Raw genomic sequence first — 20,027 nt, forward strand, 5'->3', positions numbered from 1 at the left:
GTGCCCGCCCCGGCCGGCCTGAATGCGCCGCTCGACGCCCCGGGCGTCGAGCGGCGCATTCAGGCCGGCCGGGGCGGGCACCTCGCGGGGCGTCGGACCCGACAGGCCATGCCCACACACGGGCCAGGCGCCGCGGCCCTGGCTCGCCAGCACCCGCTCGGCGACGGCGATCTGCTGTTCCTTGGTGGCCAGCTCAGCCGACGGGGCGTACTGGCCACCGCCGTGCGCGGCCCACGTGCTGGCGCTGAACTGCACGCCGCCGTGGTAGCCGTTGCCGGTGTTGATGGCCCAGTTGCCGCCGGACTCGCAGCGGGCTACCTGATCCCATTCGCCGTCCGTCGCGGCCGCCGCCTGGCCGGCGAGGGCGATGCTGCCGCCACCAAGAACCGCGCCGGTTAGGGCGATCTTGGCGACGCTGATGTTGGAAGTGGTGGGCTTGCGGTGACGTCCACTCATACGCGCCGGAAATTTCCTCTCGAGTAACGCGCCTGCGAGGTCAGCTGTCGGGTTCGGGTTGGAGAGGCCACCCGGCCGCGTTGGCTCAGAAGGAGCCGACGTCGGCTTCACCCCAAGGGGTCGCACGCGACCCCGATCCGGCGGACCGGTGGGTCCCCCGTCTCCATCCACTTACGGTGCCTCCCGCCTACTGGATGGAGCTCGGCGCGATAGGTGGGAGAGGATCGCCAACCGGTTTAGCTTGGCGAGCCACCGGTGACGGTAGCGGGTTCTGTTCGGCTCGTCACGTTCAGCGAAACTCGGCGTTTCCCGCACGGCCATCTTCGAAAACCCCAGGAACACCTAAAGTTTGCGCTGGTCATCGGGCCCGCAATCGAAGCGTGTCCGCGTCGTTATCTTTCCGTTACGTGAGGTATCTCACAGTTTCATCCGCCGGCGAACGGGGGTAGGACATCGATCGTGTTTCCGGTCCGTAACGCTTGGGTGTCGTCGCGGACCGCGACCCCGTCGCACAGATAGGAGCACCGCGTCAGCACGGTGGCGAGGCGACTCCCGGGGACCGCGAGCCGGTCGATCAATTCCGCCACGCTCGTGCCCGCGCGCAGCACCACCGTCTCGGCATCGGCCCCCGCCGCCGCCCGCGCGGCGGCGAAGTACCGCACCGTCACCTCGATCCCGTCGACGTGACCCTCGGCGCTACCCACCGATCGCGCTCATCGGGCGATCGGGCTGGATGAAGCCGGGGTCGTTGATGCCGTGACCTGCGGGCTTGGCCCACATCGCGGCCCGCCACGCCGCCTCGATCGCGTCGTCGTCGGCCCCGTCGCGCAGCAGACCCCGAAGGTCGGTCTCCTGTGTGGCGAACAGGCAGCTGCGCACCTGCCCGTCGGCGGTGAGGCGGGTGCGGTCGCAGGTCGAACAGAAGGCGTGCGACACCGACGCGATCACGCCGAACTTCCCCACGGGCGTGTCCGGGCCGGTGTCGACCAGCCAGAGCTCCGCGGGAGCCGATCCCCGCGGTGCCGGATCCGGCCGCAGCCGGAAGTGCGGACGCACGGCGGCGAGCACGTCGTCCGCGCTGAGCGCAGCGTCCCGGCGCCACTGATGCTCGGCGTCCAACGGCATCTGTTCGATCACCCTCAGCTGGTAGCCGTGGTCGAGGCAGAACCGCAACAGTCCGACGACGTCGTCGCGCCCGGTGGCCGGGTCGAGCACGGCGTTCACCTTCACCGGTGTCAGCCCGGCTCGTTTGGCCGCGGCAAGGCCGGCCAGCACGTCGTCAAGGCGATCGCGACGGGTGATGGCCGCGAAGTGGTCCCGGTCGACGCTGTCCATCGACACGTTGACCCGGTTCACCCCCGCCCGGGCCAGCGCCGCGGCGCGCCGCGCCAGCCCCACGCCGTTGGTGGTCAGCGAGATCTCCGGGCGTGGTTGTAGAGCCGCCGCGGCCGCGACCACCTCTTCGAGATGGCGGGACAACAACGGCTCGCCGCCGGTGAACCGCACGCGGGTGACGCCGAGGCGGGTGACCGCGATGCGCATCAGCCTGGCCAGCTCGTCGGGCCGCAGCACTTGCTCACCGGGCAGCCAGTCCAGGCCCTCGGCCGGCATGCAGTACGTGCAGCGCAGGTTGCAGCGATCGGTCAGCGAGACGCGCAAGTCGGTGGCGGCCCGGCCGTAGGTGTCGACCAGCGGACCCGCCGTCGGTGCTTGGTGCGAGTTGGGGCCGGCCGTGCGGCTCGGCATCGTCGGAAGGCCCAGTGCGGTCAACGTCATGCGGGCACCGGCGCCGTTCGGGTGGGCGCGTCGACGGGGACGATCTGCTTCCCGAGCGGCATCAGCGACACGGGAAGCAGCTTCAGGTTGGCCAGCGCGAGCGGAATGCCGACGATGGTGACGGCCATGGCGGCCGCGCTCACCAGGTGGCCGATCGCCAGCCACACGCCGAATAGCACCACCCAGATGACATTGCCGACCAGCGCGCCGCCGCCCGCGGTCGGCCTGTCGACGATCGTGCGGCCGAACGGCCATAAGGCGTACGAGGCGATTCGCAGCGACGCGAAGCCAAACGGAATGGTGACGATGAGCAGGAAACAGATCAGCGCCGCGGCCAGGTAGCCAAGCGCCATCCACAGGCCCCCGAACACGAGCCAGATGACGTTCAGAACCAGGCGCATATCTCCTCCAGCGGTAGTGCCAGCCTACCGAGGAACGCCTAAAGGGGGGTGCTCGTCAGGCGGGCATCCGAGTAGGATCAGGATCCAACACGGCGTCCTGCGCAGGCGGGACGCTTCTTGTGTTGCCCACGCTAGTGATCCATCAGACAAGCAGGTGAGACCAGTGCCGACCGGCAAGGTTAAGTGGTACGACGCCGACAAGGGGTTCGGCTTCCTGTCGCAGGAGGACGGCGAGGACGTCTACGTCCGTTCGTCGGCGTTGCCCGCCGGGGTCGAGGGGCTCAAAGCGGGCCAGCGGGTGGAGTTCGGCATCGCCTCGGGCCGGCGCGGGCCGCAGGCGCTGAGCCTCAAGTTGATCGAGGCCCCGCCCAGCCTGACAAAGACCCAGGGCCGCCGCGAGACGTCCGTCGAGCACAAGCACAGCCCCGACGAGCTGCACGGCATGGTCGAGGACATGATCACGCTCCTCGAGAGCGTCGTGCAGCCCGAGTTGCGCAAGGGCCGCTATCCCGACCGCAAGACCGCTCGCCGGGTGTCCGAAGTGGTCAAGGCCGTCGCGCGCGAGCTCGACGCCTAGTTTGGCACCCTAGGTCGAATTGGTGTGCGGCACAGCCTGATTCGGCGGCAACGAGTCGACGTTCGACCGGAAGTCGGGAGACATGGCCAGCTACATCGCTCCGGCGGGTGAATTCACCCGCGACACCGCCTACATCACAACGCGGGTCACTGCCGACGGACGCGACGGCTATCCGGTGGAGCCGGGGCGGTATCGGCTCGTCGTCGCCCGGGCGTGCCCGTGGGCGAACCGCGCCATCATCGTGCGGCGGCTGCTGGGCCTGGAAGACGTTCTCTCCATTGGATTTTGCGGCCCCACGCACGACGAGCGAAGTTGGACCTTCGACCTCGACCCCGGCGGCGTCGACCCGGTGCTGAAAATCCCGCGGCTTCAGGACGCCTACTTCAAGCGCGATCCCGACTACCCCAAGGGCATCACGGTCCCCGCCCTCGTCGATGTGCCGACGGGTGCGGTGGTGACCAACGACTTCGCCCAGATGACGCTGGACTTCTCCACCGAGTGGACCGCTTACCACCGCGACGGCGCCCCGCAGCTTTATCCGGAGCCGCTGCGGGCCGAGATCGACGATGTGAACAAAAGGGTCTACACCGAGATCAACAATGGCGTGTACCGCTGCGGGTTCGCCGGATCGCAGGACGCCTACGAGGCGGCCTACGACAGGCTCTTCACCGCGCTCGACTGGGTCAGCGACCGCCTGTCCGGGCAGCGATACCTGGTGGGCGACACCATCACCGAGGCGGACGTCCGCCTGTTCACCACGCTCGCGCGCTTCGATCCCGTGTACCACGGTCACTTCAAGTGCAACCGGAGCAAGCTCAGCGAGATGCCGGTGTTGTGGGCGTATGCGCGAGACCTGTTCCAGACTCCGGGCTTCGGTGACACCGTCGATTTCGTGCAGATCAAGCAGCACTACTACATCGTGCACGCCGACATCAATCCCACCCGCATCGTGCCGAAGGGCCCGGAGCTGGCCGGCTGGCTCACCGCCCACGGGCGGGAGGCGTTGGGCGGCAGGCCGTTCGGGGACGGAACGCCGCCCGGGCCGCCCGTCGAAGGTGAGCGCGTGCCGGAGGGCCACGGGGCATAGCGTGACGTGGCGCGAACGTCGACTTGTTTGCGTCTAATTCCCTGGTATCGCGCAACTTCTCGACGTTCGGCGTCATAACTTGCACCCCTTCGCGATCAAGGCGCGACGCGCTCGTGCGACGACGACGTGCGGACGCGAGTGCAGCATTTCGGCGCTGACCCGGACGATCGTCCAGCCGCGCGCCTCGAGCTCGGCCAGTCGATCGATATCCCAGCTTCGTTGCGCGGGATCGGTCCAATGCTGTCGGCCATCGAACTCGACGCCGACCTTCCACTCGTCCCATCCCATGTCCATGCGGGCAATGACGATGCCCCACTGGTTGAGCACTTTGATCTGCGTCCGCGGCCTTGGCAACCCGCTGCCGACCAGGATGAGGCGCGTGCGCGTCTCGTAAGGCGACTCCGCGCCGCGGTCGGCGAGGTCGAGGACTCGGCGCAATTGCATCAGTCCGCGCGCACCCCGGTGCCGGTCGATCAGCAGCTCGACGTCGGCCGCCTTCACTTCGGTCGCGTGCATGAGCGCGTCGAGCCGAATCACAGCTGTCGTGAGTCCTTTTCGGCGGCCCAAGTCGAACGCCGTGCGGGCCGGGGTGGTCATGCGAATACCGTCGCGGACGCAGGCCTCGTCGTCGTCCAGCGCATCACTGTGCGGGATGATGCCGCGCGCCCGGTCGCGGCTCGGCCGGTTCAGTTCCGCCGGCAGCCACGCGTCGATCCACGCGGTGCGATGCAGCGCCGCCGCGGACAGGCCGGCCATCGTCGCGGAACGCCCGGACCACAGCCACGCGGCGACGGCACGCGTCACGGGCGTCAACTTCTGACCCCGGCGGATGTAGACGTTTCGGTGCACCATCTCGTAGCGAGTCCGCAGTTGATGGCGCGTGACGACACGAGCCGCCAGCGCCTCGGTGCCCACGAAGGGCCAGTCGTCGATTTGCATGGCGCCACAGTGCCTCGTTGCACCGACACGCTTCGCACGAACGTCGAGTTGTCGACGGGAAATCGGGGATGAATGTGCAACAAGTCGACGTTGGACGCGGAAATCAATAGGTAAGGCGGACAGACCATTCCGCGTGGGGCGCCTCGCGCAGGTCGCCGGATGGGTCCACCACTAGGGTCAGCAACTGCACCACGATCCCGGTCAGCCGCCCGCGCTGCGGGTCGACGGGCGGGATGGTGACCGCGAACTGGGTGGATGGCCGGAACATCGTGGCGGTGGTGTTGGCGGGATCCTCGTAGACCTTGAGCAGTCGCCACGGCGCCCGGTAGATGGCATCGGGCACCGACAGCTGGACGGGGTAGCGCTCGCTGACCTTCAACTCGCCCTGCGTCTGCGGCGACTGGCAGTCGTCGAGGTTGAGCACATTGCAGTACAGGTACGGTCCGACGCGGATCAGGTGGCCGTGCGAATACGCGCTGATCTCGGGCCGTTCGGGACCGGAGGGGCGCACCAGCAGCCAGGTGCCGACGCCGACGGCCACGCACGCCAGCGTCAAGGCGGCGGCGAGCAATATGGCGATGCCCCGCTTCTTCGGGGACCTCACTCGGGCACCACCGCCGGCCTGCCGGCGCCTCGGCGCCTGTCCTCCTGCTCGACCATGACGGGCCGGTTCCCGCCGAGGCCGGGTATGAGCGAATCGCCGCGGAAGCTGACGAGGGTTTGCGCGAGTCCGAGGATGAGCAGGGCGGTGACCGCGGTGAAGCCGACCCACAGCTCCGTGTAGACCATGACGCCGAGCGCGCCGCCCATCACCCAGGCCAGCTGCAGCGTGGACTCCGAGCGCCCGAAGCCGGACGCGCGCGACTCCTCGGGCAGGTCGTTCTGCAGGGAGGCGTCCAGCGAGGCCTTCGCGATCGCGCTCGACCCCGACGTCACCAGGGTGGCGATCACGGCCGCCATCAAGGTGCCCGCCACCGAGGCGGCCAGCGCCACCAAGGACACCGCCACCGTGCAACGCACCACCAGGACGGCGGGCCGGCCGAGTTTCATGCGCGCGCTGGTGAAGTTGCCCGCGAAATTACCGATGCCGGCCGCGGCGCCGATCATGCCGAGCATGCCCAGCTGGACCCAGCCGTTGGCCTGGTGCGCCTTCGCCACGAACGCCGGGTACAAGAAGAGGAAGCCGACCATCACCTTGATGGTGCAATTGCCCCACAGCGACGTGATGATGTTGCGGCCCAAGGGTTGTCGGAGGGTGCCGCCCACCCTCTTGACTTCGTCCGGCCAGCTTCTCGGGTGCTCGCTGTCGCGGCGGTAGCTCAGGGTCGCCGGGACTTCGCCGGCCGTGACCTCGACCCACCGCGGGATCCGCATGGACAGCATGGCGCCGGCCACCGTGACCGCGACGACCACGAACAGGGCGCCGGGCAGCTTGAAGATGTGGTTGCAGGCGAACTCGACGCCCGCTGCGACGGCGCCGCCGGCGATGGTGCCGCCGAGCAGTCCGAAAATGGTGAGCCGGGAGTTGACCCGGACGAGGTCGATCGTCGGCGGCATGACCCGGGGCGTCACGGCGCTGCGCAGCACGCTGAACGACTTCGACAACACCATCATGGCCAGCGCGCAGGGATAGAGCACCATCGACGGATAGCTGCCGGTGGCCCCGTCGTAGTTCATGATCAGGACCAGCGCTAGCGCCGTGCGAAGCCCGAACGATGCGGCGAGGGCGACGCGGCGGCCGTGTTGGAGCCGGTCCAACGCCGGGCCGATGAGCGGGGCGATCACCGCAAAGGGCGCGATGGTGATCAGCAGGTACAGCGCGACGCGACCCTTGCTCTCGCCGGTCGCCGCGGCGAAGAAGAGCGTGTTGGCCAGGGCGACGGCCATCGCGGCGTCCACCGCAAAGTTCGCCACCACCGGCCACGTCAGCGCGGTCAGTCCGGACTTGTCGGCGCCGTCGGCGGTGGCGGCGCGCTGCACCATCCAGTACATGCGCGAACCCATTTCGCGGCTGCGCTGCGCGGCGGCGCGGGTGACGGTGATCCGTTCCCCTCCGGCGGGAGTCCGCTGGGGGCCGCTGGTGCGGTCCTTCGGCTCCGCTTCCGGCTCCTGCCCCAGCGGGGGAAGGTAGCGGTTGGCGCTCGGCATGGTGGTTCGGGAAGGCGGCGGACGGCGCGTCCGGCGGTTGTCGGCGCTGCCGTTGTGATCGGCCGGGTAGTTGGCCATGCCCGGGTGCTGGTTGGATGACCCGTTACGGGGTCGGCGGCCCGGGTTGGAAGCCACCCGGTCCGGGTCTTGTCGCCGCCGTCCAGACACGTCTCAATTCTGTCCTATCCCGGGAGGCAACCGGGCGTGGCTCGCCAACCTAGTATTGAGACGCGATGCACGAAGGGAACAGCGTGACCGGACCGAGCGAGGAATCCGCCGTGGCGACCGTGGCCGAGTGGCCCGAGGGGTTGGCCGCGGTGCTCACCGGTGCGGTCGATCAGGCCAGGGACGCCGTCGCCGAGTTCAGCGGCGCGAACAGCGTCGGTGATCATCTGGGCGTCGACTACGAGGATCCGACGTCGGCCACCCACCGGTTCCTGGCGCACCTGCCCGGCTACCAGGGGTGGCAGTGGGCGGTGGTCGTCGCCGCGTATCCCGGTGCCGATCACGCCACGATCAGCGAGGTCGTGCTGATCCCCGGGCCGACGGCCTTGCTGGCCCCCGAGTGGGTGCCCTGGGAGAAGCGGGTGCGGCCGGGGGATCTGAGCCCCGGGGACCTGCTGGCGCCCGCGGCCGACGACCTGCGCCTCGTGCCCGGCTACACGGCCAGCGGTGATCCGCAGGTCGACGAGACCGCGGCCGAAGTCGGGCTCGGACGGCGCTGGGTCATGGGCGTGGTCGGCCGCTACGAGGCCGCCGAGCGCTGGCACACCGGGGACTACGGCCCCGCGTCGCCGATGGCACGTTCGACGAAGCGGGTGTGCCGCGACTGCGGTTTCTTCCTGCCGCTGGCCGGGTCACTCGGCGCGATGTTCGGTGTGTGCGGCAACGCGCTGGCCGCCGACGGGCATGTCGTGGACAAGCTCTATGGCTGCGGGGCCCATTCGGACACGCCGGCGCCGGCGGGAACCGGGTCACCGATGTACGAGCCGTTCGACGACGGCGTGCTCGACGTCACCGAGCGGGCACCCGCCGCGCCGGCCGAAACGGTCGAACCGACCGAGGCGGCAGAATCGGCCGGTTCGGCTGAACCCGTCGAGGCGGCCGAAGCCGGCGAGCCAGCCGAAGCCGTCGAGGCGGCCGAAGCGGTGGAGCCGGCCGCTGAGGTGGAGCCGTCCGAACCGGCAGAGCAACCCGGCGATTCAGGCGTGGCCGACGAGCAGTCCCCCGGGCAGGAAGACTCCGCCGACTAATCCCGACGGCGGCGATTCGCCGCTATGCCCTCTCGGCGGCGGACTTGATCCGCGCCAGCGAGGCGTTCATGCCGTCGAGCAATTCGCCTTCGAAGTTGCTGGTGCCGCCGAAGAACGCGTTGACCGTCAGGTTGGAGATCGCCGTGACGCCGTTCTCGGCGTGCCGGCTCTCGACGATCCGGGTGCCCTCGCCGATGGGCTCGAGTTCGTAGGTCCAGACGGTGTGGTTGGTGTTCACCCGAAACGCCAGCCTCTTCTCCGGGATGGCCTCGACGACGGTGCAGGTGGTCGGCCAGAACAGGCGGTTGCGGCGGTTGAGGTTGAGCGTGCGCGTGCCGGCGCGGACCGGGCCGAACGCCTTCATCATCCGGCACTGGGGGCTCCACTCCGGCATCCGCCGGAAGTCGGAGATCAGGGCCCAGACCTTGGAAGGCGGCGCGTCGACGTCGACATGGGTTTGCAGCAGCGGGGCTACCATCGCTCCTCCTGAATCGTCCTGCTAATGGTCGAGAAAGGTTTCGAGTCCGGACTGTGCGCCGCGAGCGCCCCGGCGCGCCGCACGCAGCTGCAACACGAAGATCCCTGTGCCGAGCAAACCTACGCCGAGTCCGGCGACGGCTATGGGGCGCCACCCTTCGAATGCCGGCACGACGAACGCGGCGGCGGTGGCGATCAGCCAGCCCAGGAACCCGAGCCCGATGAACGGCCACACCTGCAGCAGCGCCGGCGACAGGGGCGGCGCCTCGGGAGTCTGGCCGGGTTCTGAGGACATCGCCCTTCAACATATCCCGCCCAACTCGACCACCACCCGCCGGGCACGGGCTGAGAGCGGTGTCCAGGAAAGTCTTTGGGCCACGGTAGGCCGCCGTTCGGCGCGGGCGTTGGTTTGCAGTTTGTCAGCCCGAGTTCTCGCGTTCCGTGTACCCTCGCGCCATGCCTGACAGCGATGCGCGGCTGGCCAGCGACTTGTCGCTGGCCGTCATGCGGCTGGCCCGCCAACTGCGGTTCCGCAACCCGTCGTCGCCGGTTTCGCTGTCTCAGCTGTCGGCCCTGGCGACCCTGGCAAACGAGGGACCGATGACGCCGGGCGCGCTGGCCATCCGCGAGCGGGTGCGGCCGCCGTCGATGACCAGGGTGATCGCCTCGCTCGCCGAGATGGGGCTGGTGGACCGGACGCCGCACCCCGTCGACGGCCGCCAGGTGCTGGTGTCGGTGTCCGAATCGGGCGAAGAGCTGGTCAAGGCGACGCGTCGCGCTCGCCAGGAGTGGCTGGCCAATCGGCTCTCGACGCTGGACTGCGACAAACGTGAGGTGTTGCGGCAGGCCGCCGACATGATGCTGGCCCTGGTCGACGAAGGCCCGTGAACGACGGCCCGAACGTTCACGACGTTGACGACCCCGACGATCCGCGTCTCGACGATTTCCGCGACCTCAACAGCGTCGACCGGCGTCCCGACCTGCCCACGGGCAAAGGGCTGGTGATAGCCGAGGGGGTGCTGGTCGTGCAGCGCATGCTGGCCTCGCGGTTCACCCCGCACGCGCTGCTGGGCACCGACCGCAGGCTCACCGAGCTGCGCGACGACCTAACCGGAGTCGCGGCGCCGTTCTACCGCGCGTCGGCCGAGGTCATGGCGGACGTCGTCGGGTTCCACCTCAATCGCGGTGTGCTGGCCGCGGCCAGGAGGGTCCCCGAGCCGACCGTCAGTGAGGTGGTGGACGGCGCCCGGACGATTGCGGTGCTCGAAGGGGTCAACGACCATGAGAACCTCGGCTCGATCTTCCGCAACGCGGCGGGGCTGGGTGTCGAGGCGGTGGTGTTCGGCAGCGGCTGCGCCGACCCGCTGTACCGCCGCGCCGTGCGGGTGTCGATGGGACATGCGCTGCTGGTGCCCTACGCCCGGGCCGCCGATTGGCCCGGCGACCTCGCGCTGCTCAAACAACAGGGGTTTCGGTTGCTCGCGATGACGCCCGACGGCCGCGCGTGCGCGCTCGCCGAGGCGATGGCGGCGGCGCACGGGCAGCGCGTCGCGGTGCTCGTCGGCGCCGAGGGCCCCGGGCTGACCGCGGCGGCACTGCGGTCATGCGATGTGCGGGTGCGCATCCCGATGTCGCGGGGCACCGACTCCCTGAACGTCGCAACGGCGGCCGCTTTGGCGTTCTACGAACGGGTTAGGCTCGCCCCGTGAGCGACGACTCTGTGCCGTGGGCAACGGGTTTGACGGTCGCCGGGTTCGTCGCCGCCGTCATCGGAGCCGCCGTGGTGGTGCTGAGCCTGGGGCTGATCCGGGTGCATCCGCTGCTGGCGGTCGGCCTCAACGCGGTGGCCGCCGGCGGGTTGGCGCCCACCCTGTGGGGCTGGCGGCGCAAGCCGGTGCTGCGGTGGTTCGTCCTGGGCGCCGGGTTCGGCGTGGCGGTCGGCTGGCTGGTCTTGCTGGCGCTGACGGCGTCGGGAAACGCCTGACTAGCGCTGGCCGCCCGAACGCACCCCGAGGAGCACGTCCTCCCACGCCGGGATCACCGGCTTGCCGCGCCGGGTGTGGACCGGCGGCTCTTGCGGGACCTCGGGCTCCGGCGCGGCCGGTTCCTCGCGGTCGATGCGCGCGACCTGCGCGACGGGTCGCAGCGGGCGTTCGAAGGTGGGGTCGATGAGCGCGCTGGCTCCGTCGTCGAGTGCGGTGACGGTTCCGCCGTGGGCGCCCGGGGTGAAGCAGAAGTGGGCGATGTTGTCGGTACGCCCGGCCTTCCACGCCAGTTGGACGGTCCAGCGGCTGTCCTCGTTGCGCCAGGCGTCCCAGCTGAGCTTGTCGGGCTCGAGGCCCCGCGTCACCAGGGCGGAGCTGACGGTCTCGAGCAGGGTCAGCACCGCGGGGCCGTCGGCGAGCACGGGGTGCGCGGCGGTGGCCAACTCGGCGGCCCGCGCCCGTTCCAGCAAGACGGGATGGGCGAAGCGGCGGATCCGCGAAATCTCGGAGCCCGAGGCCGCGGCGACCTGCTCGACCGAGGCGCCGGCGCGAATCTTGGCCTGAATTTCCTTGGGGCTGAGCATGTTCGTGACCTCGATGTCGAGCTGGGGTTGCTCCGGCGGTATCCGGTCGCCGCGCGCGGCGGCCCTCAGTTGGTCGTCGACCGCCAGCTTGAACTGCTCCGCGGGGTCGTCACCCTGACAGATGACGTGTTTGCCGTCGACGCCGAGCCCAACCACTCTGAGTTCCCGCATGGCCTCTCCTCGCAGGCTCCGTGCCAGTCGGCAACGGACCCGTCACGTGCGCACTCTAGTGGAGGAAGCGGCCGCAACCGGCTCTGACACGCTGGCCGGTTGCGGGCTGATGACCTTTTAGTTACAGCCGTTCAACGACCCAGTCGACGCACTGGGTGAGCGCGCTGACGTCGTCGGGGTCGACGGCGGGGAACATCGCGACGCGCAACTGGTTGCGGCCGAGTTTGCGGTAGGGCTCGGTGTCGACGATGCCGTTCGCGCGGAGGATCTTGGCGACGGCGGCCGCGTCGACGTCGTCGTTGAAGTCGATGGTCCCGACGACCTGGGACCGGGACGCGGGGTCGGCGACGAACGGCGTGGTGTAGGGCCGCTCCTCTGCCCAGGAGTAGAGGCGCTGCGAGGAATCCGCCGTGCGCTTGACCGCCCAGTCCAACCCGCCGTTACCCAGGATCCAGTCCACCTGCTCGGCCATGAGCGCCAGCGTGCCGATCGCCGGGGTGTTGTACGTCTGGTTCTTGAGGCTGTTCTCCACAGCGATCGGCAGCGACAGGAAGTCGGGCACCCAGCGCCCCGACGAGGCGATCGATTCGACGCGGGCGAGCGCGGCCGGACTCATGACCGCCAGCCACAACCCGCCGTCGCTGGCGAAGTTTTTCTGCGGTGAGAAGTAATAAGCATCGGCCTGGGTGATGTCGACCGGCAGGCCGCCTGCGCCGGACGTCGCGTCGATGACCACCAGGGCGTCGCCCGAGTCGGCGGGGCGGCGGATCGGCACCGCCACACCGGTCGAGGTTTCGTTATGCGCCCAGGCGATGACGTCGACCGAGGGGTCGGCCTGCGGCTCCGGCGCCGTCCCCGGCTCCGCCTTGACCACGATGGGATCGCCGACGAACGGGTTCTTGGCGACCGAGGAGGCGAACTTCGCGCTGAACTCCCCGAACGACAGGTGCAGCGACCTCTTGTCGATCAACCCGAACGCCGCGGCATCCCAGAAGGCCGTCGCGCCGCCGTTACCGAGGATGACCTCGTAGCCGTCCGGCACCGAGAACAGCTCGGACACCCCTGACCGGACCCGGCCGACCAGATCTTTTACCGGCGCCTGCCGATGCGACGTGCCGAACAGCGGCGCCGCGGTGGTGGACAACGCCTGCAATTGCTCTGGTCGAACCTTCGACGGACCCGACCCGAAGCGGCCGTCGCGGGGTTTGATGTCAGCGGGGATCTCGAGCTGGTCAGCCATGCCAGCCAGCCTAGTGAGCGCTGCGGGGGCCCCGGCGCCGCGGGTTGCGGTCCGCGCGGGGTGTGAGCAGGGCCACACCCCGTCAATGACCACTGGTCAGCCCACAGTGGCCGGACCGCTCTGGTAAATACCCGGTACCGGCGGTACTGTCAGGACAAAGCACGTCCAGATGTACACCTCGTTGGGGAGGCTGGGAATGGCTAGGACGCGAATGGTTCGGCGTTGGCGCCGCAACATGGAAGTGCGCGACGACGTCGAGTACGTGAACATGCTCGCCACACTGTCCGAGGGGTCGGTGCGGCGAAACTTCAACCCGTACACCGACATCGACTGGGAATCGCCGGAATTCGCCGTCACCGACGACGATCCGCGGTGGATCCTCCCGGCGACCGACCCGCTGGGCCGTCACCCCTGGTATCAGGCCCAGTCCGACGAACGCAAGATCAAGATCGGCATGTGGCGACAGGCCAACGTCGCCAAGGTCGGTCTGCACTTCGAGTCGATCCTCATCCGCGGCCTGATGAACTACACGTTCTGGGTGCCCAACGGCTCGCCGGAATACCGGTACTGCCTGCACGAGTCGGTCGAAGAGTGCAACCACACCATGATGTTTCAGGAGATGGTGAACCGCGTGGGCGCCGACGTGCCGGGGATGCCGCGGATGCTGCGCTGGCTCTCGCCGCTGGTGCCGTTGGTCGCCGGCCCGCTGCCGGTGGCGTTCTTCATCGGCGTGCTCGCGGGCGAGGAGCCGATCGACCACACACAGAAAAACGTTCTGCGCGAAGGCAAGTCGCTGCACCCGATCATGGAGCGGGTGATGGCCATCCACGTGGCCGAGGAAGCGCGACACATCTCGTTCGCACACGAGTTCCTGCGTCGGCGGGTGCCGCAGCTGACCCAGCGGCAGCGGTTCTGGACGGCGCTCTATCTGCCGCTGACGATGAAGGCCCTGTGCCGGGCGATCGTGGTGCCGCCCAAAGCATTCTGGGACGAGTTCGACATCCCGCGCGAGGTCAAGAAGGAACTGTTCTTCCGTTCGCCGGAATCGCGGAAGTGGCTGAGCGACATGTTCGGTGACGTGCGGATGCTGGCTCACGACACCGGGCTGATGGAAACGCGCTCGGCACGGCTGATGTGGCGGCTCTGCAAGATCGACGGCGAGCCGTCGCGCTACCGCAGTGAGCCCCAGCGCCGGCACCTGGCCGTGCCCGCCGCCTAGGACACGCGAGTTCCTTTATGCCGCATGTCATTACCCAGTCGTGCTGCAACGACGGGTCCTGTGTGTTCGCCTGCCCGGTGAATTGCATCCACCCGACACCCGACGAGCCGGGTTTCGCCACCTCCGAGATGCTCTACATCGATCCGGTGGCGTGCGTCGACTGCGGTGCCTGCGTCAGCGCCTGTCCGGTCGGCGCCATCGCGCCCGACACCCGGCTGGACGTCCGGCAGTTGCCCTTCGCCGAGGTCAACGCGTCGTTCTACCCGGAGCGCCCCGAGGGCGTGAAGTTGCCGCCTACGTCGAAGCTGGCGCCGGTGATCCCGGCGGCCGCGGTGCGCCCCCGCCGGCGGCCGTTGACCGTGGCCATCGTAGGCTCCGGCCCGGCGGCGATGTACGCCGCCGACGAACTGCTCACCCAGCAGGGCGTGCGGGTCAACGTCTTCGAGAAGCTGCCCACGCCCTACGGGCTGGTGCGCGCCGGGGTGGCGCCCGACCATCAGAACACCAAGCGGGTGACCCGGCTGTTCGACCGTGTCGCGGGTCATCGCCATTTCCGGTTCTACCTCAACGTCGAGGTCGGCAGGCACGTCAGCCACGCCGACCTGCTGGCCCACCACCATGCCGTGCTGTACGCGGTCGGTGCGCCCGACGACCGTCGGCTCGACATCGAGGGCATGGGCCTGCCCGGGACGGCGACCGCGACCGAACTGGTGGCCTGGATCAACGGCCATCCCGAATTCGCCGACCTACCGGTCGATCTCGGTCACGAGCGGGTGGTTGTCATCGGCAACGGCAACGTCGCGCTCGACGTGGCCCGGCTGCTCACCACCGATCCCACGGAACTGGCCCGCACCGACATCGCCGACCACGCGCTGGCCGCGCTGCGCGGCTCCCGGATCCGGGAAGTGGTGATCGCCGCGCGCCGCGGTCCCGCCCATTCGGCCTTCACGCTGCCCGAATTGATCGGGCTGACCGGCACGTCCGAGGTCGTCCTCGACGCCGCCGACCACGAACGCGTGGCGCAGGACCTCGCCGCGAGCACCGATCCGCTCACCAGAACGAAGCTGGACATCTTGAGCCGGCTCGGTGACGCCTCGGCCCCCGCGACCGGGCGCCCCCGCATCCGGCTGGCCTATCGCCTCACGCCCGAGCGGGTGCTGGGGGAGGGCCGGGCCACCGGTGTGGAGTTCTCGACCACCGGAGCAGGCGAGGCCCGCCAGCTGGAGGCCGGTCTGGTCTTGACCTCGATCGGCTACCGCGGCAAGAGGATTCAAGGCCTACCCTTCGACGACGCGCGGGGTGTGGTCCCGAACGACGGGGGCCGCGTCGTCGATCCGGAGTCGGGCACACCGGTTCCCGGCGCCTATGTCGCGGGGTGGATCAAGCGGGGCCCGACCGGATTCATCGGCACCAACAAGTCGTGTTCGCTGCAGACCGTCCACGCCTTGGTCGCCGACTTCAACGCCGGCGCGCTCGCCGACCCGACGGGCGGCCCCGAGGCGCTGGCCCGGCTGGTGCGGACCCGGCAACCCGAGGCCGTCGGTTCCGAGGGGTGGCACGCCATCGACGCCGCCGAGGTCGCGCGCGGGGACCGCGACGGACGGCCACGCAACAAGTTCACCGACGTCGCCGACATGCTCGCCGTCGCGGCCACCGCGCAGCCGGCACCGCCGATGCGGCGCCGGCTGCTGGCCCGGCTGGCCGACTTCTAGCCGCGACTACATGCAGGACATCGCGGCCTGGATCTCCTCGTATCCGACCTCGCGGACCGGCTGTCCCAGCGACCAGTGGTGGCCGAACGGGTCGGCGAGCACGCCGTAGCGGTCACCCCAGAACTGATCCTGCAGGGGGGCGACCACGGTGGCTCCGGCGTCGAGCGCCCGCTGGAACGCGGTGTCGACGTCGGTGACGGTCAGGTGGATCGTGACCGGCGTGCCGCCGAGCGACTTCGGGGTCATCGACTTGCCGCCGCACACCTCGGGGAAGTCGTCGTTGAGCATGACGAGATAGCCGTTGATGCGCACGGCGGCGTGCACCAGTTTCCCGTCGGACCGGGGCACGCGCCCCAGCTCCTCGGCGCCGAACGCCTTGACGTAGAAGTCGATCGCCGCGGCGGCGTCGTCCACCACCAGGTGGGGTGACACTGCGGGTTCGATGTTGATCGCCATTGGGGTCTCCTCGCTGTCGCTCTTGCGTCCCGGCCCGACGGCCGGCTCACCCTATTGACTGCCTCCGCGACCCGAACTCATCGCGGCGAGACCATTCAATCGACGGCCACCGACAACTTCAGCGACGCGACCGGCGTCAGGCGTCGGCGAGGACGCGGTCCCAGCCCTCGACGGACTCCGGCGCGCGCGGCCCGGGCCCGACGTAGATCGCGGACGGGCGGACCAGCTTGCCGAGACGCTTCTGCTCGAGGATGTGGGCGCACCACCCGGCCGTGCGGCCGCAGGTGAACATGGCGGGCATCATGTTGGCCGGCACCTTGGCGAAGTCCAGGATCACCGCCGCCCAGAACTCGACGTTGGTCTCGATGGCCCGGTCCGGGCGGCGCTCACGCAGCTCGGCCAGCGCGGCCTGTTCGACCGCGACCGCGACCTCGTACCGGGGCGCGCCCAGCCGCTCGGCGGTCGCACGCAGCACCCGCGCCCGCGGGTCCTCGGCCCGGTAGACCCGGTGCCCGAACCCCATCAGCTTCTCGCCGCGGTCGAGGATGCCCTTGACCAGCCCCCGCGCGTCGCCCGTGCGTTCGACCTCCTCGAGCATCGGCAGGACGCGTGCCGGCGCGCCGCCGTGCAGCGGCCCGCTCATCGCGCCGATCGCACCGGACAGCGCCGCCGCCACGTCGGCCCCCGTCGAGGCGATCACCCGCGCGGTGAACGTCGAGGCGTTCATCCCGTGCTCGGCCGCCGACACCCAGTAGGCGTCGATGGCCTCGATGTGCCGGGGGTCCGGCTCGCCCTGCCAGCGGGTCATGAATCGCGCTGTGACGGTGGGGCATTCGTCGATGACGCGCTGCGGTACCGCCGGCTGGTAGATGCCCCGGGCCGACTGCGCGACGTAGGACAGGGCCATCACCGAGGCACGGGCCAGCTGGTCACGGGCCGTCGCGTCGTCGGTGTCGAGCAGCGGCTTGTAGCCCCAGATCGGGGCGAGCATCGCCAGGCCCGCCTGCACGTCGACGCGCACGTCGCCGGTGTGGATGGGCAGCGGGAACGGTTCGGCGGGCGGCAGCCCGTGGCCGAACTTGCCGTCGACCAACAGCGCCCACACCTCGCCGAAGGTCACCTGCTGATCCACCAGGTCCTGGATGTCGACGCCGCGATAGCGCAGGGCGCCGCCGTCTTTGTCCGGCTCGGCGATTTCGGTGGTGAAGGCGACCACGCCCTCCAGGCCGGGGACGAAATTCTCGGGTACCGCAGTCATAGGCGAATTCTTGCACCCCAGTTGCGGCGCGATGCTACCGGCCGGTAGCAACCCCCGGTAGCGTTGGCGCGGTGGCAGGACCAGGCCCCGAGACCAGCAGCGAACACCTGCACCGGATGCGTGTGGAGTACGGGTCCGTCGAGAAGGACGGCAGCCCGGATCTCGACGTGGACTGGCTCGACGACGGTTGGGTCGCGCTGTTGCGCAAGTGGATTGACGACGCCGAACGCGCGGGCGTCGCAGAGCCCAACGCGATGGTGCTGGCCACCGTCGCTGACGGCAGGCCGGTGAGCCGCGCGGTGCTGTGCAAGAGCGTCGACGAGACCGGAATCACTTTCTTCACCAACTATGACTCCGCCAAGGGCGACGAACTGGCGGCGACCCCGTACGCCTCGGCGACCTTCCCCTGGTTCCAGCTGGGGCGCCAGGTCCATGTCCGCGGCCGCGTCACCAAGGTCGACCCCCGCGACACCGAGGAGTACTGGTCCAAGCGGCCGCGCGGCTCCCAGCTGGGCGCGTGGGCGTCGCGTCAGTCGCAGCCGATCGCGTCGCGCGCAGCGCTGCTCGACCAGCTGGCCGAGGTGACCGCTCGCTTCGCCGACAGCGAGCGCGTGCCCGTGCCACCGGCGTGGGGCGGCTACCACATCGCCGCCGAGGTGGTGGAGTTCTGGCAGGGTCGGGAGAATCGGCTGCACAACCGAATTCGAGTCAGCGGCGATCGAGTGGAGCGCCTGCAACCCTGACGGCGCATCGGGCCTGCCATCCTGGCTGACGATGGACGAGACGGAATCGGTGCGTCAGATCTGGGGGTCGCTCGGGCTGCCGGGCATCGTGGACGTACACACGCACTTCATGCCCAAGCCGGTGATGGACAAGGTGTGGCGGTATTTCGACGACGCCGGGCCGCTGGTCGGGCGCCGCTGGCCGATCGCGTACCGCACCGACGAGGAGCAGCGGCTGCGCACCCTGCGCGGGTTCGGGGTGCGGGCGTTCACCTCGCTCGTCTATCCCCACAAGCCGCAGATGGCGGCCTGGCTCAACCAGTGGGCCGCGTCGTTCGCGGCGGCGACGCCCGACTGCCTGCACACGGCGACGCTGTACCCGGAGCCCGGCGTCGAGGGCTACGTCGGCCAGGCGATCGACGCGGGCGCACGGGTGTTCAAGGCCCACATCCAGGTCGGCCGGTACAGCCCCATTGACCCCCTGCTGGACCGCGCATGGGGCCTCATCGAGGACGCCGCCGTCCCCGTCGTCATGCACTGCGGCTCCGGCCCGGTGCCAGGCGAGCACACCGGCGTCGAGCCCGTCGCGGCTCTGCTGGCGCGCCATCCTCTCCTGCGGTTGGTCGTCGCGCACATGGGCATGCCCGAGTACACCGACTTCCTCGACCTCGCAGAGCGCCATGACGACGTGCGGCTCGACACCACCATGGCGTTCACGCCGTTCGTCGAGGAGACCATGCCCTTCCCGCAGTCGCAGTACGCGCGCCTGCGCGACCACGCCGACCGCATCCTGTTCGGCAGTGATTTTCCCAACATCCCCTACGGCTTCGTCGAGGCGATGCGCGTGCTGACCCGACTGCCCGGCGTCGACGATGAGTGGCTGCGGAAAGTGTTGCATGACAACGCCGCCCAGCTTTTTGATTTGGTTGAGTCCGGCTGACCCTAAGTGCAGTGGTCGGCTACTCGAAATGCAGTAATCGATTACTTAACTCAGTGCCGGGTCGGCGTCGGAGAGTTAAGCCGTGTCCTTGTGCGGGGGGTTGCTGGCAGGTGGATCGACATGTCGTACGTGATCACGGTCCCGGAGACGATGACCTCAGCGGCAACGGACCTGGCGGCCATCGGCTCGAACCTGAGCGCCGCCAACGCGTCAGCGGCGACTCGGACTACGGGGCTGCTGGCCGCCGCCGAGGATGAGGTGTCGGCCGCCATCGCGGCGTTGTTCTCCGCCCATGGCCACGGCTTTCAGGCGCTCAGCGCGCAGGCGGCGGCATTTCATGAGCAATTCGTGCAGGTGTTGAGCGCGGGTGCGGGTGCCTACGTCAGCGCGGAGGCCGCGAACGTGGCTGCGCAGACCACAGGCCAAGATCTGCTCAACGCGATCAACGCGCCTTTCCTAGCGGCCACCGGACGCCCGCTGATCGGAGACGGCGCCAATGGGGCCCCGGGCACCGGGCAAAACGGCCAGCCCGGCGGGTGGCTGCTCGGCATCGGGGGCGCGGGCGGCTCCGGCGCGCCCGGCCAAAACGGCGGTAACGGCGGGGCCGCCGGGCTGCTGGGCTGGGG

Annotated in this window: 23 protein-coding genes, 1 pseudogene and 1 riboswitch; of the genes and pseudogenes, 11 read left to right on the forward strand and 13 right to left on the reverse strand. The window is 69.5% G+C overall.

Features of this window, described 5'->3' with window-relative positions; genetic code table 11:
* The 4 genes from GPY60_RS23890 to GPY60_RS23905 all read right to left on the reverse strand — a co-directional run.
* Nucleotides 1–456, reverse strand: a 456-nt coding sequence (locus GPY60_RS23890) for a transglycosylase family protein (RefSeq protein ID WP_197283811.1), incomplete at its 3' end; no start/stop codon positions are given.
* An 11-nt stretch (nt 457–467) separates the two neighbouring features.
* Nucleotides 468–673, reverse strand: a riboswitch (cyclic di-AMP (ydaO/yuaA leader).
* A gap of 208 nt (nt 674–881) precedes the next feature.
* A complete protein-coding gene (locus GPY60_RS23895; protein WP_156690177.1) occupies nt 882–1,160 on the reverse strand; it encodes a MoaD/ThiS family protein in 279 nt (92 codons plus the stop codon).
* The gene (moaA, locus tag GPY60_RS23900) at nt 1,153–2,232 is read right to left on the reverse strand and encodes a GTP 3',8-cyclase MoaA (RefSeq protein WP_156690178.1); all 1,080 of its coding nucleotides are present in this window, start codon (nt 2,230–2,232) and stop codon (nt 1,153–1,155) included. Before moaA ends, GPY60_RS23895 begins: the two co-directional genes overlap by 8 nt.
* Entirely contained in the window at nt 2,229–2,633 is a 405-nt protein-coding gene (locus GPY60_RS23905) for a YccF domain-containing protein (protein ID WP_156690179.1), read from the reverse strand. Before GPY60_RS23905 ends, moaA begins: the two co-directional genes overlap by 4 nt.
* Before the next feature lie 163 nt (nt 2,634–2,796).
* Between GPY60_RS23905 and GPY60_RS23910 the strand changes: the two genes are divergently transcribed.
* Nucleotides 2,797–3,210 (forward strand): cold-shock protein, encoded by a 414-nt coding sequence (locus GPY60_RS23910; RefSeq protein ID WP_156690180.1) that lies wholly within the window; start codon nt 2,797–2,799, stop codon nt 3,208–3,210.
* Nucleotides 3,211–3,292: 82 nt separating this feature from the next.
* Nucleotides 3,293–4,297 carry a glutathione S-transferase family protein gene (locus GPY60_RS23915; RefSeq protein WP_156690181.1) on the forward strand — a complete coding sequence of 335 codons (1,005 nt, stop codon included), beginning with the start codon at nt 3,293–3,295 and terminating at the stop codon, nt 4,295–4,297.
* Between the two features lie 72 nt (nt 4,298–4,369).
* Here GPY60_RS23915 and GPY60_RS23920 read toward each other — a convergent pair whose 3' ends face one another.
* The 3 genes from GPY60_RS23920 to GPY60_RS23930 form a co-directional block, all read right to left on the reverse strand.
* Complete coding sequence (locus GPY60_RS23920) at nt 4,370–5,236, reverse strand: endonuclease domain-containing protein (protein WP_156690182.1); 867 nt, start codon at nt 5,234–5,236, stop codon at nt 4,370–4,372.
* Between the two features lie 103 nt (nt 5,237–5,339).
* A complete protein-coding gene (locus tag GPY60_RS23925) occupies nt 5,340–5,840 on the reverse strand; it encodes a DUF2771 domain-containing protein (protein ID WP_156690183.1) in 501 nt (166 codons plus the stop codon).
* Complete coding sequence (locus tag GPY60_RS23930; protein WP_156690198.1) at nt 5,837–7,519, reverse strand: MFS transporter; 1,683 nt, start codon at nt 7,517–7,519, stop codon at nt 5,837–5,839. Before GPY60_RS23930 ends, GPY60_RS23925 begins: the two co-directional genes overlap by 4 nt.
* A 116-nt stretch (nt 7,520–7,635) precedes the next feature.
* Here GPY60_RS23930 and GPY60_RS23935 point away from each other — a divergent pair.
* Nucleotides 7,636–8,433: pseudogene (locus GPY60_RS23935) on the forward strand (DUF3027 domain-containing protein); the annotation flags it as partial.
* Nucleotides 8,434–8,659: 226 nt separating this feature from the next.
* On the opposite strand, the gene GPY60_RS23940 reads toward GPY60_RS23935, so the two are convergent.
* On the reverse strand, nt 8,660–9,115 hold the full coding sequence (locus GPY60_RS23940) for an SRPBCC family protein (protein ID WP_156690185.1): 456 nt from the start codon (nt 9,113–9,115) through the stop codon (nt 8,660–8,662).
* Between the two features lie 21 nt (nt 9,116–9,136).
* Entirely contained in the window at nt 9,137–9,409 is a 273-nt protein-coding gene (locus GPY60_RS23945) for a DUF2530 domain-containing protein (protein ID WP_156690186.1), read from the reverse strand.
* 161 nt (nt 9,410–9,570) lie between these two features.
* On the opposite strand from GPY60_RS23945, the gene GPY60_RS23950 reads away from it, so the two are divergent.
* From GPY60_RS23950 to GPY60_RS23960, 3 genes are read left to right on the forward strand one after another with little or no spacing between them, the layout of a single operon-like run.
* Nucleotides 9,571–10,002: a MarR family transcriptional regulator gene (locus tag GPY60_RS23950; protein WP_156690187.1), complete on the forward strand. Its 432-nt coding sequence runs from the start codon at nt 9,571–9,573 to the stop codon at nt 10,000–10,002.
* Nucleotides 9,999–10,823: a TrmH family RNA methyltransferase gene (locus tag GPY60_RS23955; protein WP_156690188.1), complete on the forward strand. Its 825-nt coding sequence runs from the start codon at nt 9,999–10,001 to the stop codon at nt 10,821–10,823. The genes GPY60_RS23950 and GPY60_RS23955 overlap by 4 nt, the downstream gene beginning before the upstream one ends.
* Nucleotides 10,820–11,098, forward strand: coding sequence for a DUF2537 domain-containing protein (locus GPY60_RS23960; protein ID WP_156690189.1), 279 nt, complete (start codon nt 10,820–10,822; stop codon nt 11,096–11,098). Before GPY60_RS23955 ends, GPY60_RS23960 begins: the two co-directional genes overlap by 4 nt.
* Here the strand turns inward: GPY60_RS23960 and sepH are convergent, their stop codons facing one another.
* On the reverse strand, nt 11,099–11,854 hold the full coding sequence (gene sepH / locus GPY60_RS23965; protein ID WP_156690190.1) for a septation protein SepH: 756 nt from the start codon (nt 11,852–11,854) through the stop codon (nt 11,099–11,101).
* Nucleotides 11,855–11,975: 121 nt separating this feature from the next.
* Entirely contained in the window at nt 11,976–13,094 is a 1,119-nt protein-coding gene (gene serC, locus GPY60_RS23970; protein ID WP_156690191.1) for a phosphoserine transaminase, read from the reverse strand.
* Nucleotides 13,095–13,290: 196 nt separating this feature from the next.
* On the opposite strand from serC, the gene GPY60_RS23975 reads away from it, so the two are divergent.
* Nucleotides 13,291–14,313 carry an AurF N-oxygenase family protein gene (locus GPY60_RS23975; protein ID WP_156690192.1) on the forward strand — a complete coding sequence of 341 codons (1,023 nt, stop codon included), beginning with the start codon at nt 13,291–13,293 and terminating at the stop codon, nt 14,311–14,313.
* Between the two features lie 17 nt (nt 14,314–14,330).
* Nucleotides 14,331–16,025 (forward strand): FAD-dependent oxidoreductase, encoded by a 1,695-nt coding sequence (locus tag GPY60_RS23980; protein ID WP_156690193.1) that lies wholly within the window; start codon nt 14,331–14,333, stop codon nt 16,023–16,025.
* A gap of 6 nt (nt 16,026–16,031) precedes the next feature.
* On the opposite strand, the gene GPY60_RS23985 is transcribed toward GPY60_RS23980, so the two are convergent.
* Together GPY60_RS23985 and GPY60_RS23990 are read right to left on the reverse strand one after the other, a co-directional pair.
* Nucleotides 16,032–16,481 carry a VOC family protein gene (locus GPY60_RS23985; RefSeq protein ID WP_156690194.1) on the reverse strand — a complete coding sequence of 150 codons (450 nt, stop codon included), beginning with the start codon at nt 16,479–16,481 and terminating at the stop codon, nt 16,032–16,034.
* Between the two features lie 136 nt (nt 16,482–16,617).
* Nucleotides 16,618–17,739 (reverse strand): citrate synthase 2, encoded by a 1,122-nt coding sequence (locus GPY60_RS23990; protein ID WP_156690195.1) that lies wholly within the window; start codon nt 17,737–17,739, stop codon nt 16,618–16,620.
* A gap of 116 nt (nt 17,740–17,855) precedes the next feature.
* Between GPY60_RS23990 and pdxH the strand changes: the two genes are divergently transcribed.
* The 3 genes from pdxH to GPY60_RS24005 all read left to right on the forward strand — a co-directional run.
* Complete coding sequence (gene pdxH, locus GPY60_RS23995) at nt 17,856–18,482, forward strand: pyridoxamine 5'-phosphate oxidase (RefSeq protein ID WP_156690199.1); 627 nt, start codon at nt 17,856–17,858, stop codon at nt 18,480–18,482.
* Nucleotides 18,483–18,513: 31 nt separating this feature from the next.
* Nucleotides 18,514–19,401 carry an amidohydrolase family protein gene (locus GPY60_RS24000; RefSeq protein WP_156690196.1) on the forward strand — a complete coding sequence of 296 codons (888 nt, stop codon included), beginning with the start codon at nt 18,514–18,516 and terminating at the stop codon, nt 19,399–19,401.
* Between the two features lie 120 nt (nt 19,402–19,521).
* Nucleotides 19,522–20,027 (forward strand): PE family protein (locus GPY60_RS24005; RefSeq protein WP_156690197.1); only part of this gene is annotated, 506 nt, incomplete at its 3' end.

Origin of the sequence: Mycobacterium sp. Marseille-P9652 (genome assembly GCF_902652685.1) — a bacterium.
In the GTDB taxonomy this organism is placed as follows: domain Bacteria; phylum Actinomycetota; class Actinomycetes; order Mycobacteriales; family Mycobacteriaceae; genus Mycobacterium.

What these genes read in the sequence shown, in the direction of transcription:
- GPY60_RS23905 (WP_156690179.1), bottom strand. Translation starts at nt 2,633, where the DNA reads ATGCGCCTGGTTCTGAACGTCATCTGGCTCGTGTTCGGGGGCCTGTGG.
- GPY60_RS23985 (WP_156690194.1), bottom strand. Translation starts at nt 16,481, where the DNA reads ATGGCGATCAACATCGAACCCGCAGTGTCACCCCACCTGGTGGTGGAC.
- GPY60_RS23950 (WP_156690187.1), top strand. Translation starts at nt 9,571, where the DNA reads ATGCCTGACAGCGATGCGCGGCTGGCCAGCGACTTGTCGCTGGCCGTC.
- GPY60_RS23940 (WP_156690185.1), bottom strand. Translation starts at nt 9,115, where the DNA reads ATGGTAGCCCCGCTGCTGCAAACCCATGTCGACGTCGACGCGCCGCCT.
- GPY60_RS23990 (WP_156690195.1), bottom strand. Translation starts at nt 17,739, where the DNA reads ATGACTGCGGTACCCGAGAATTTCGTCCCCGGCCTGGAGGGCGTGGTC.
- GPY60_RS23945 (WP_156690186.1), bottom strand. Translation starts at nt 9,409, where the DNA reads ATGTCCTCAGAACCCGGCCAGACTCCCGAGGCGCCGCCCCTGTCGCCG.
- GPY60_RS23920 (WP_156690182.1), bottom strand. Translation starts at nt 5,236, where the DNA reads ATGCAAATCGACGACTGGCCCTTCGTGGGCACCGAGGCGCTGGCGGCT.
- GPY60_RS23980 (WP_156690193.1), top strand. Translation starts at nt 14,331, where the DNA reads ATGCCGCATGTCATTACCCAGTCGTGCTGCAACGACGGGTCCTGTGTG.
- sepH (WP_156690190.1), bottom strand. Translation starts at nt 11,854, where the DNA reads ATGCGGGAACTCAGAGTGGTTGGGCTCGGCGTCGACGGCAAACACGTC.
- GPY60_RS24000 (WP_156690196.1), top strand. Translation starts at nt 18,514, where the DNA reads ATGGACGAGACGGAATCGGTGCGTCAGATCTGGGGGTCGCTCGGGCTG.
- moaA (WP_156690178.1), bottom strand. Translation starts at nt 2,232, where the DNA reads ATGACGTTGACCGCACTGGGCCTTCCGACGATGCCGAGCCGCACGGCC.
- GPY60_RS23915 (WP_156690181.1), top strand. Translation starts at nt 3,293, where the DNA reads ATGGCCAGCTACATCGCTCCGGCGGGTGAATTCACCCGCGACACCGCC.
- pdxH (WP_156690199.1), top strand. Translation starts at nt 17,856, where the DNA reads ATGCGTGTGGAGTACGGGTCCGTCGAGAAGGACGGCAGCCCGGATCTC.
- serC (WP_156690191.1), bottom strand. Translation starts at nt 13,094, where the DNA reads ATGGCTGACCAGCTCGAGATCCCCGCTGACATCAAACCCCGCGACGGC.
- GPY60_RS23975 (WP_156690192.1), top strand. Translation starts at nt 13,291, where the DNA reads ATGGCTAGGACGCGAATGGTTCGGCGTTGGCGCCGCAACATGGAAGTG.